This is a genomic window from Kocuria coralli, from assembly GCF_008831305.1.
Taxonomy (GTDB): domain Bacteria; phylum Actinomycetota; class Actinomycetes; order Actinomycetales; family Micrococcaceae; genus Kocuria; species Kocuria coralli.
In genome coordinates this window covers 60592-70497 of record NZ_ML708625.1, presented here as the reverse complement: position 1 = coordinate 70497, position 9906 = coordinate 60592, and the positions used below count along the sequence as shown (strand labels likewise).

Annotated in this window: 12 protein-coding genes; 6 read left to right on the top strand and 6 right to left on the bottom strand. The window is 67.5% G+C overall.

Annotated elements, in window-relative coordinates; translation table 11 throughout:
• Positions 1-71 precede the first annotated feature (71 nt).
• The 3 genes from qcrA to ctaE all read right to left on the bottom strand — a co-directional run bounded on the left by qcrA (position 72) and on the right by ctaE (position 2726).
• Positions 72-1172, bottom strand: coding sequence for a cytochrome bc1 complex Rieske iron-sulfur subunit (qcrA, locus tag FCK90_RS12805; RefSeq protein ID WP_158034688.1), 1101 nt, complete (start codon positions 1170-1172; stop codon positions 72-74).
• A 73-nt stretch (positions 1173-1245) separates the two neighbouring features.
• Positions 1246-2034, bottom strand: coding sequence for a cytochrome bc1 complex diheme cytochrome c subunit (qcrC, locus tag FCK90_RS12800; RefSeq protein WP_158034687.1), 789 nt, complete (start codon positions 2032-2034; stop codon positions 1246-1248).
• A gap of 50 nt (positions 2035-2084) precedes the next feature.
• Positions 2085-2726, bottom strand: a complete 642-nt coding sequence (ctaE, locus tag FCK90_RS12795) for an aa3-type cytochrome oxidase subunit III (RefSeq protein WP_158034686.1) — start codon at positions 2724-2726, stop codon at positions 2085-2087.
• A gap of 245 nt (positions 2727-2971) precedes the next feature.
• On the opposite strand from ctaE, the gene trpD reads away from it, so the two are divergent.
• Positions 2972-4048 carry an anthranilate phosphoribosyltransferase gene (gene trpD / locus FCK90_RS12790; protein WP_281347455.1) on the top strand — a complete coding sequence of 359 codons (1077 nt, stop codon included), beginning with the start codon at positions 2972-2974 and terminating at the stop codon, positions 4046-4048.
• A gap of 117 nt (positions 4049-4165) precedes the next feature.
• On the opposite strand, the gene FCK90_RS12785 is transcribed toward trpD, so the two are convergent.
• On the bottom strand, positions 4166-4444 hold the full coding sequence (locus tag FCK90_RS12785; protein WP_158034684.1) for an Lrp/AsnC family transcriptional regulator: 279 nt from the start codon (positions 4442-4444) through the stop codon (positions 4166-4168).
• A gap of 228 nt (positions 4445-4672) precedes the next feature.
• Positions 4673-5116 carry a DUF3054 domain-containing protein gene (locus tag FCK90_RS12780; protein ID WP_158034683.1) on the bottom strand — a complete coding sequence of 148 codons (444 nt, stop codon included), beginning with the start codon at positions 5114-5116 and terminating at the stop codon, positions 4673-4675.
• A gap of 150 nt (positions 5117-5266) precedes the next feature.
• On the opposite strand from FCK90_RS12780, the gene tpx reads away from it, so the two are divergent.
• On the top strand, positions 5267-5761 hold the full coding sequence (gene tpx / locus FCK90_RS12775; RefSeq protein ID WP_158034682.1) for a thiol peroxidase: 495 nt from the start codon (positions 5267-5269) through the stop codon (positions 5759-5761).
• Between the two features lie 92 nt (positions 5762-5853).
• Positions 5854-6630: a type I 3-dehydroquinate dehydratase gene (gene aroD, locus FCK90_RS12770; protein ID WP_220433336.1), complete on the top strand. Its 777-nt coding sequence runs from the start codon at positions 5854-5856 to the stop codon at positions 6628-6630.
• Here aroD and FCK90_RS12765 read toward each other — a convergent pair.
• On the bottom strand, positions 6605-8059 hold the full coding sequence (locus tag FCK90_RS12765) for an MFS transporter (RefSeq protein WP_246180355.1): 1455 nt from the start codon (positions 8057-8059) through the stop codon (positions 6605-6607). The two genes, aroD and FCK90_RS12765, sit on opposite strands and share 26 nt — an antisense overlap.
• An 80-nt stretch (positions 8060-8139) precedes the next feature.
• Here FCK90_RS12765 and FCK90_RS12760 point away from each other — a divergent pair, with 80 nt between their 5' ends.
• From FCK90_RS12760 to FCK90_RS12750, 3 genes are all read left to right on the top strand, one after another.
• Positions 8140-8940: an alpha/beta fold hydrolase gene (locus FCK90_RS12760; protein ID WP_158034681.1), complete on the top strand. Its 801-nt coding sequence runs from the start codon at positions 8140-8142 to the stop codon at positions 8938-8940.
• A 79-nt stretch (positions 8941-9019) separates the two neighbouring features.
• Positions 9020-9358 carry a hypothetical protein gene (locus FCK90_RS12755; protein ID WP_158034680.1) on the top strand — a complete coding sequence of 113 codons (339 nt, stop codon included), beginning with the start codon at positions 9020-9022 and terminating at the stop codon, positions 9356-9358.
• A gap of 23 nt (positions 9359-9381) precedes the next feature.
• Positions 9382-9906: an O-acetyl-ADP-ribose deacetylase gene (locus tag FCK90_RS12750; protein ID WP_158034679.1), complete on the top strand. Its 525-nt coding sequence runs from the start codon at positions 9382-9384 to the stop codon at positions 9904-9906.

Below are 9906 nucleotides of genomic sequence, written 5' to 3'. Positions count from 1 at the left end.
GATCTTCCCCACACTGGTATCCGCCTGGTACTCGTGGGTACCGGTAGCCCCGGGGGTGGTCTGAGCAGACATTAGTTTGCGTTCTCCTCTGCCATCTCGTTAACCGCGATGATGCGCTGCGAGTAACTGGGGCCGACGGGTTCGTGGAAGTCGCTGCGAGCCACCAGGTAGCCATCGGCATCGACCGAGATGGGCAGCTGGGGCAAGGGACGGGAAGCGGGACCGAAGATCACGCGGCACTCGTCGGCCAGGTCGAAGGTCGACTGGTGGCACGGGCACAGAAGGTGGTGCGTGTGCTGCTCGTACAGGGCGATCGGGCAGCCCACGTGAGTGCACACCTTGGAGTAGGCGAAGATGCCGTCCACGTTCCAGTCCTCGCGCTCCGGGGAGACGTTGACGGTGTCCGGGTCCAGGCGCATGAGCAGCACCACGGCCTTGGCCTTCTCGTCCAGGTAGCCCTCGTCGTGGCTGAGCCCGGAGAGGTTCTCCGGCAGCACGTGGAAGGTCGAGCCGAGGGTGACGTCGGAGGCCATGATGGGAGTGCCCGAAGGGTCGCGCACCAGGCGGACGCCCTCTTCCCACAGGGTGTGCCGCAGGGGAGTGAGGTTCAGCGGACCGAGATCGCGCAGCAGGCCGACGAACGGCAGCGGGGCGATCACGGCAGCTCCGATGAGCGTGTTCCGGATCAGCGGACGCCGCTTGATCCCGGACTCGTCCAGGATCGTATCGACGATCTGCTCCGCGTCCGCGCGCTGAGCCTCGGTGACGACGTCGTGGCGCTCCTCCACCAGCTCGTGGTCGGGCATCAGGGTGCGGGCCCAGTGCACGACGCCGACGCCGATGCCGAGCATGCCCAGGGCGATACCGCCGCCGAGCAGGAGGTTCTGCAGTCGCAGGGCGGCGGTGGGGGCGTTGTCGGTGACCGCGTAGATGTCGCCGTCGACCCGGACCCCGAAGTACCCCACGAAGAAGAGGATCGAGCCGATGATCGAAACGGCGAAAAGCAACGCGACCTGACGCTCGGCCCGCTTGGCCGGACCGGGAGCGACGTCGGTGCTACGGGGGCGATGCGGAGGCAGCCCGGGATCCTGGAAGGTATCCGGCGTCGCCGCACTGCGATCAAGCAGATTCCCCGTCTTCCCCTGGGGAAGGCCGTCACGGTGGTCAGCCATGTGGTCCCTCTTCTTCTCTAGTTCTGAATGTGGTGCTTAAAGCCGGTGACCCGGCATGGATTCAAATGCTGGATCAGGCCGACCGCGAGGTGAGCCACACGGCGAATCCGATGATGATCAGCAGGCCGATGGTCCAGATGAACAAGCCCTCCGAGACCGGGCCCAGCGAGCCCAGCCCGAACCCACCGGGATCGGTGTTGTTCTCGATCGTCTTGAGGTAGGTGATCACGTCCCGCTTCTCTTCGGGGGTGATGTTGGCGTCGTTGAACACCGGCATGTTCTGGGGGCCCGTCTGCATGGCCTCGTAGATGTGCCTCTCCTCGACGCCCATCAGGGAGGGAGCGAACTTGCCGCGGGTCAGGGCGCCGCCGGCGCCGGCCGCGTTGTGGCACATGGCGCAGTTGGCCAGGAAGACCTTGGCACCGTTGGCGGAGTCGCCCTGGGTGACGTCGGTGTACTGCTCCTCCGGGACGGCGGGGCCGGCGCCCAGGGACGCGACGTAGGCGGAGAGCTGGCGGGTCTGCTCCTCGTTGAACTGTCCCGGCTTGATCTGCGCCTGCGGGCCCTGCATCTGCATGGGCATACGTCCCGTGCCGACCTGGAAGTCGACGGCCGACGCGCCGACGCCCACCAGGGACGGCCCGGAATCGGAACCCTCGGCGTTCATGCCGTGACAGGTCGAGCAGTTGGCCACGAAGAGCTTGGAACCCTCGTCCACATCCGATGCGGTGTAGGTCTCGGCAGCCTTGGCCTCATTGGTGGTCGTGGCGACAGCGTAGAGACCACCGGTGAGGAGAAGTGCGGAGATGAGGAGCGCCAGCAGTGCCAACGGGTGGCGTCGCTTCTGGGAGAGAGCCTTCACGTCAGAAGTTCCTTAAGAGTCGGGCGGAGCAGGGCTGGGTGGTGCGGTGGCTAGCGTAAGAAGTAAACGATGATGAACAGCGCAATCCAGATGACATCCACGAAGTGCCAGTAGTAAGAGACCACGATCGCCGAGGTGGCCTCGAAGTGGCCGAACCGCTTGGCCAAATAGGCGCGGCCGATGATGATCAGGAACGCCACCAGGCCGGCGGTCACGTGAAGCGCGTGGAAGCCCGTGGTGATGTAGAAGGCCGATCCGTAGGCGTCGGTCGGGATGGTGACCCCGTGGGCCACCAGCTCCGCGTACTCGAACGCCTGCACGGAGACGAAGATCGCCCCCATGAAGAACGTGAGGATGAACCACTCGATCATGCCCCACTTGGTGATCTGGAAGATCCCGCCGGAGCGGCGGGGCTGCAGGCGCTCGGCTGCGAAGACGCCGAACTGGCAGGTCACGGAGGACAGCACCAGCACCGTCGTATTGGCGAACGCCATGGGGACATTCAGGTTGGCCGATTGCTCGGTCCACAGCTCGGGCTGCGTGGCGCGGAGGGTGAAGTACATGGCGAACAAGCCCGCGAAGAACATGAGCTCCGAGGCCAGCCACACGATGGTCCCCACAGCGGTGAGGTTGGGGCGGTTGATGGCCGGGGCGGGCTGCCGCGCTGCTGGGGCATGGGTTGCTGTCGTCACGAACGACATTATGTCGCCAAAATGCCGTGTGAACCAACCGAGACACCCCGAGACATGTGTCCGGTTCGAGTCACATTCCGAGACGGGGCGTGGATTCCGGTGGCCGGTTTCCCGTGATCTCTCCCGGTAACAGCGCGAACGGGCGCCCCGGCCGAGGCGGATGACGGCGGCGCGCGGCCGTGCCGGAGCATGAAAGTGGACCGGCAACTTCTGGCATGCAGCCGCCCGGCGATAGAGTTCACGGTGTGACTTCCACCCATTCCGCCTTCGCGCATCCCACAGGAACCCTCGACTGGGCTGAGGTGATCACCGACCTCATCGCCGGACGGGACCTCACCGCGGAACAGACCTACGCGGCCATGGACGCCGTGATGTCCGGCGAGGTCTCCGAGGTCGTGCTGGCGGGCTTCCTCGTGGCGTTGCGCGCGAAGGGGGAGACCGTCGCGGAACTGCGGGGGCTGGCGGACGCCATGGTGGAGCACGCCCGGAACATCGAGGTGGCGGGTCCCGCGGTCGACATCGTCGGCACGGGCGGGGACCGCCTGCGCTCCGTCAACATCTCGACGATGGCCGCCCTGGTGGCGGCCGGCGCCGGAGCCAGGGTGGTCAAGCACGGCAACCGCGCCTCATCCTCGAAGTCGGGATCGGCCGACTGCCTCGAGGCGCTCGGGGTCCAGCTGGACATGCCCGTCGAGATGGTGGCCTCGTGCGCGGAGGAGGTCGGCATCACCTTCTGCTTCGCCCAGACCTTCCACCCCTCCATGAAATACGCGGCGGGTGCGCGCAAGCAGCTGGGCGTGGCCACCGTTTTCAACTTCCTCGGGCCGATCACCAACCCCGCCCGCGTCAAGGCCTCGGCCATCGGAGTGGCCGACAGGGCCCTGGCCCCCATGATGGCGGGCGTCTTCCTCGAACGCGGAGACCGCGCCCTCGTGTTCCGGGGGAGGGACGGGCTGGACGAACTCACCGTCACAGGCACGTCCGAGATCTGGGAGGTCCGCGACGGCGAGATCCACGAGCACGTCCTGGACCCGGCGACCCTGGGCATGCCCCGGGGAACGATCGAGGACCTGCGGGGAGCGGACGCCGCCTACAACGCCGACGTGGCGCGCCGGGTGCTCGCAGGGGAGGGCGGGCACGTGCGCAACGCCGTGCTGCTCAACGCCGCGGCTGCGCTGGTGGCCCTGGACGAAACGGCGGAGGCTCCGTTCGCGGAGCGTTTCGAGCGCGGTGTGGCGCGCGCGGCCGAGTCGATCGACTCCGGCGCAGCGGCCGATGTGCTCCGCCGATGGGTCGAGCACTCACGCAACGGTCAGTCCTGAGCCGTCCCGCCAGTCCGGCCGCCTCGTGCTGGACGGACCTCGGAGCGGGTGGGCTCAGCGTGGGCAGCCACCGATCCGCCCGCGGAGCCGAGGTCGAGCGGGACGAGATCGGCGGCCTCAGTCCATACCCAGCGAGAACGCGTCCTCGAGGTCATGGCGGCTGTACGTCCTGAAGGCTATCTGAGTCACAGTCTCTACTACACCTTCAATCTTTGACAGGCGATCCGCGATGACATCCGCCAGTTCGTCGTGCTGCCGGACGCGCACCATCACGATCAGGTCCCACTCGCCGGTCACGGAGTAGACCTCCGAGATCCCGCTGAGCTCGGAGATCTCCTGGGCGGCCTCCGGAATGCGGTCGGGCTCGGTCCGGACCATGACGATCGCAGTCAGCATGATGATTCCTTCTCAGTCTCGGGTCGGTGTCGGGTCGTTGTTCGTTCGATCGGGGTTCGCAGGCGCGACACTCATACGTTTGATGCTCGTAGTTAGGTTCCACGCGGGCAGGCCTGCGGGAGACGAGCAGGCGACGATCACGACCGCCTGCGTTTCACAGTAGCCCTGTTCGCACGCTCGGGGCGGTGGCGGCAGTACGGCGATGTCCTGGGTCCGGCGGCGGAACCCTCAGCTCCGAGGATCGGCACCCGGGCCGGCCGGACGAGAGCGTCCACGCAGGATCACCCAGGCGATCAGCCGCCAGCCGAGCAGGAACACCAGAAGCACCAGCGCCGTGACGACGGCGAACGACCACTGCACCCCGCCTCCCGAGACGCTGCGCATGGTCAGGCCTCCCACGACGGTGACGGCCCACAGGATCAGGCCGCCCAGAGGCGAGATCCCGGGCCGCCTGGCGAGGGCGATGCCCACCCACCCGACGGACGCGGCCGCCAGGAACGGCCACGCCGTGTCCAGGAAGCCCCAGGGGTCCTCCCCGTGGAAGGTGCGTCCGAGGGCCGCGAAGACGCAGACCAGCACCAGATCGATGGCGATCCACGCCACGACGGCTCCACGAACGTTCTTGACCGGCAGTTCCTCGTCCGCGGGCTGGGGGAGGGGGTCGGGGATCATGGGAGGTCCTTTCGGCCCGATGACGTCCGTAGTGACCCGCCGATACGGGGCGGCCCGCCTCGGGAGACGCGCATCGGGAAAGCTGACAGTGACACCGTCAATTTTACGCGAGTGGCCGGGATCGTCGTTTTTCTGGTTAAGGTGGGGGCCATGGAGACTGCATTTCAGGCCAATCCTGTCCACACCGTCGGAGAGCTGCCCGCCGTGGGCTCGACCGCCCCGTCGTTCGACCTCGTGGGCACCGACCTCTCGGCCGTGACCTCCGGGGATCTCGCCGGACGGCGGGTCGTCCTCAATATCTTCCCCAGCCTGGACACAGGGGTGTGCGCCGCTTCCGTGCGCCGTTTCAATGAGCTGGCCGCCGGGCTGGAGAACACCTCCGTGCTCTGCGTCTCGGCCGACCTCCCCTTCGCCCAGGATCGCTTCTGCGGCGCCGAGGGGATCGAGAACGTGATCACCGCCTCCGGCTTCCGCTCCACCTTCGGTGAGGACTGGGGCGTCCGGATGGTCGACGGGCCTCTTGAGGGGCTCTTCGCCCGGACCGTCGTCGTCGTGGATGCCGGTGGCCAGGTCACCTACACCCAGGTGGTCCCGGAGATCAGCGAGGAGCCGGACTACGACGCCGTCGTGGCCGCTCTGAGCTGATCGCCTGCGCTGATTACCGCAGCCATCGTTGACCACCGATATGCAACCGGCACCCCCGCGGGGGTGCCGGTCTTGATGTGGAGGCCTATACCGTGACGGTTTCATTGCCGATCCGGGGTATGTCCCTGAGCTCGTCCACCCCAGCGGTCATCGTTCCCGTGATGTCCGCGCACCTCGAGGCCGTCGCCGGGGATACCCGGGCCGCGGTGGCTGCCGGGGCCGAGATCGTCGAGTGGCGCGTCGACTCGCTTCAGGAGAGGCCCGGCGGTCCTCGCCCGGAACCCCGCGAGGTGGCGCGCACGGCTCGCGATCTCCGCGGCATCCTGGGGGAGGTGCCCCTTCTGCTGACCGTGCGGACGGTCGCCGAGGGCGGTCACGGGCCGGACGACGGCGCCTACGCCGAGCTGGTGGCCTGCCTCATCGAGTCCTCGGACGCCGATCTGGTCGATATCGAGTACAGGCGCGACGGCGCTGCGGCCCTTGTGGACGCGGCCAGGAACGCGGGCGTCCCCGTGGTGACGAGCTTCCACGATTTCGAAGGGACGCCGCCCGCCGAGGAGATCGAGCGGATCCTGGCGGATCAGGAACGGATGGGAGCCGCCGTGGCCAAGATCGCCGTCATGCCCCGCAGCCCGGCCGATGTCGCCACCCTCCTGCTGGCCACGGCGCGCCGCGCGGCTCGGGCCGAGGTCCCGCTCCTGACGATGTCCATGGCGGAGCAGGGCGCGGTGTCGCGGATCGCGGGACATGTCTTCGGCTCGGCGGCCACCTTCGGCGCCGTCGGCCGCCCTTCCGCCCCCGGGCAGATCCACGTGGAGCGACTGCGCGAGCTGATGCGCGGGGTCACTTCGGCTTCGACACCGGAGTAGCGCGCTTGCTGCCCACGGGGGCCAGCGCATCCACCAGGGCGATGAGCAAGGCGAGGATCAGGACCGCCCCGATCAGGATGTAGGTGGTGTCCGCGGCGACGTCCGCCCCGTGGGGCAGCACATGGAAGTACACGCCGGTCATCCCGGCCGTTCCCACGGCGGTGCCGATGCGTTGACCGGTCTGCGTGACGGCAGCCGCAGTTCCGCCCTGCGAAACGGGCACCTCGCGCAGGGTGAGCGTCTGGTTCGGGCTGGTGACCATCCCGCTGCCCATGCCGATCGGGGCCATGGCGGCGCTCAGGACCCAGAGGGGGACCGCACCGCTGGAGATGAGCGGGGTCATGATCACGGTGGCGACCAGGCCGAGCAGCATGATGCCCAGCCCGATGACCACCGTCCAGCGGCCGATGCGCACCACCAGGCGGCCACCCAGCTGGGCCGACAGCGCCGTGAAGACAGCGGCGGGCAGGGCGAGCAGACCCGCGGTCAGGGCGGCCTGCCCGAACCCCTGCTGCACGAGCTGCGCCTGGACCACCCAGATCGAGGTGCCCGCCATGAAGTACACGCCGATCATCAGCGAGCCCAGCGTGTAGCTGCGGATCCGGAAGAGGCGCAGATCCACCATGGGCTCGTGGCCGGACGAGGCGTAGCGCCGCTCCCACAGCACCCAGAGGAGGACCAAGGCCAAACCGACGGGAAGCAGTACCCAGGCGACGGGATGGTCGGAGGCCAGCATGAACGGGAGCATGATCGCCAGGACCGCGGCACCCAAGAGTCCTGCGCCGACCGGGTCGATGTCGAGCTTCTGCCTCCCCGCCCGGCGAGGACGGAGGTCCATCCAGCGCAGTGCCAGAACGGTGACAACCGCCCCGACGGGGACGTTGATGCCCAAAGTGGTCCGCCACCCGATGCCTGTCGGGAACACCCCGAGCAGGAACCCTCCGATGACCGGGCCGATCGCCACCGCGACGCCGACGACCCCGCCGAACTTCGCGAACGCCCTGGCCCTCTCCACGCCCCGGTAGTGCTGCTGGATCAGCCCGGCCACCTGCGGGTTCACCATGCCGGAGGCGACCCCCATGACCACCCGGGCGATGTTGAGCCAGAAGATGTCGGGGGCCAGCGCCGCTCCCAGGGACGCCAGCGTGAACAGGGCGATGCCTGCGACGAAGATCCGTTCCCGCCCCAGGAGATCGCCCGCCCGGCCCGCCGCGACCAGCACGATGCCGAAGGCCAGGGCGTAGCCGGAGAGGATCCACTGCAGGCTCGTGTCGGAGGCGCCGAGATCGTTCTGAATGGCGGGCAGCGTCACGTTGACGATGCTGACCGCCATCAAGGCCATGAACAGCGATGCCAGGAGGATCGTCAGGATCCGTGACCGGTTGGGATCGGGGGTCTGCGGTTCGGTAGGGGGCGATGAGGCAGTCACTCACGCGATGCTACGCGCCCGGACGGCGGCACGCTGATGACCTCCGACACGGCGGCGGGTGCGGCGATAGCCTTGAAGCCATGACCTCAGATACCTCGGATGCCCCGCACGGAGTCAAGATCCAGACGGTGGGGAACGGACCCGGGAATCTGGTGTTCCTGCACGGTCTGATGGGCCGCGGCAAGAATTTCGCGCGTTTCGCCAGGGAGCTCTCCGGAGAACGCAGGGTCCTGCTCGTGGACCTGCCGAATCATGGCGCCTCCGCATGGACGGACAGCTTCGACTACAAGACGATGGCCGCTCAGGTCTCCGCGGCCATCGACGCCGAACTGGGGGAGCAGCCCTACGACCTGGTGGGGCATTCCATGGGCGGCAAGGTCGCGATGACGATGGCGCTCACCGACCCCGAGCTCATCCAGAGGCTCATGGTGGTGGACATCGCCCCCGCGCACAGCTGGGAGAGCGGGGGAGAGTTCCCGCACCTGCTCGGAAGCCTGAAGTCGGTGGACCTGGAGTCGGTGGCTCATCGCACCGAGGTGGATGAGCAACTGGCCGGGCCCATACCGCACCCCACGGTGCGCGGGTTCCTGATGCAGAACCTGCGGCACCACGACGGACGTTTCACCTGGCAGCCGAATCTGGACCTGCTCTACGACAACCTGGACACCATCGGCGGGTTCCCGGACTTCAAGACGACGTTCGACCGGCCGGTGATCTGGGTCGCCGGTAGCGAGTCCCGGTACATCCAGGACAAGGACCGGCCGATGATGCAGAAGCTGTTCCCCCAGGTGCGGAAGGTAACTGTCAAGGGCGCAGGGCACTGGGTGCACTCGCAGAAGCCCGCCGAGTTCACCCAGCTGCTGCGGTATTTCCTGGACTGAGGGCACCGCTGATCCTTAACGATGCCTGACATACCTCCAGCACCCCGTTACGGTGAGAAGAAGGAAACGGAGGCGGAGCATGCAGGACCAGGCAGAGAACGCTCAGGCGCAGCACCAAAACCAAGAACCCTGGAACCCTCGCTGGAATTGGCTGCTGACCAGCCCAGACCGATGGGGCGTCACGAGACGCTGGATCTGCGCCCTGTGCATGACCGTGGTCGGCTTCTTCAATGGAGTCCTGCGGTTCACCCCGTTCATCGACTCGCCGGATGGCGGCCGGTGGCACCCTGCGCTCATCACCGCTCTCAGTTCCTTGGGGGTCGTCGTGTTTCTCTTTGGGCTGGCCATGGCGTGGAGTGCTCTCCGGCTCCAGCGCTACCGCCGAGACCAGGCTGCTGCTCGCCCCTTCCTGGACTGAGGACCACCGCCTACCCTGGCGATATGGACATGCGCATTCAGCCAGGTGACATCACCAGGGCCCAGGTCGACGCGGTGGTCAACGCCGCCAATTCGTCGCTGATGGGCGGCGGGGGAGTCGACGGTGCTATCCATCGCCGGGGCGGCCCCTCGATCCTCGAAGCATGCCGGGAACTGCGAAACTCCTCCCTGCCCGACGGCCTGCCGACCGGGCGAGCCGTAGCGACGACGGCGGGGGAGCTGCCGGCCACATGGGTGATCCATACGGTGGGTCCGGTGTATTCGATCTCCGAGGACCGCACCGAGCTACTGGTCTCCTGCTACCGGGAGTCCCTGCGCGCTGCCGTCGACGTCGGTGCGACCACAGTGGCCTTTCCCGCTATTTCGGCAGGAATCTACGGCTGGCCGCTGGAGGACGCCACGCGCGTCGCGGTCGAGACGGTGCAGGAGATGATCGACGAGGTAGGGGAGCGCATCACCGAGGTGCTCTTCGTCCCGTTCGACGAGGCCGCGGAGAACGCCTATCGCCGCCATATCGCCGGATGCTGA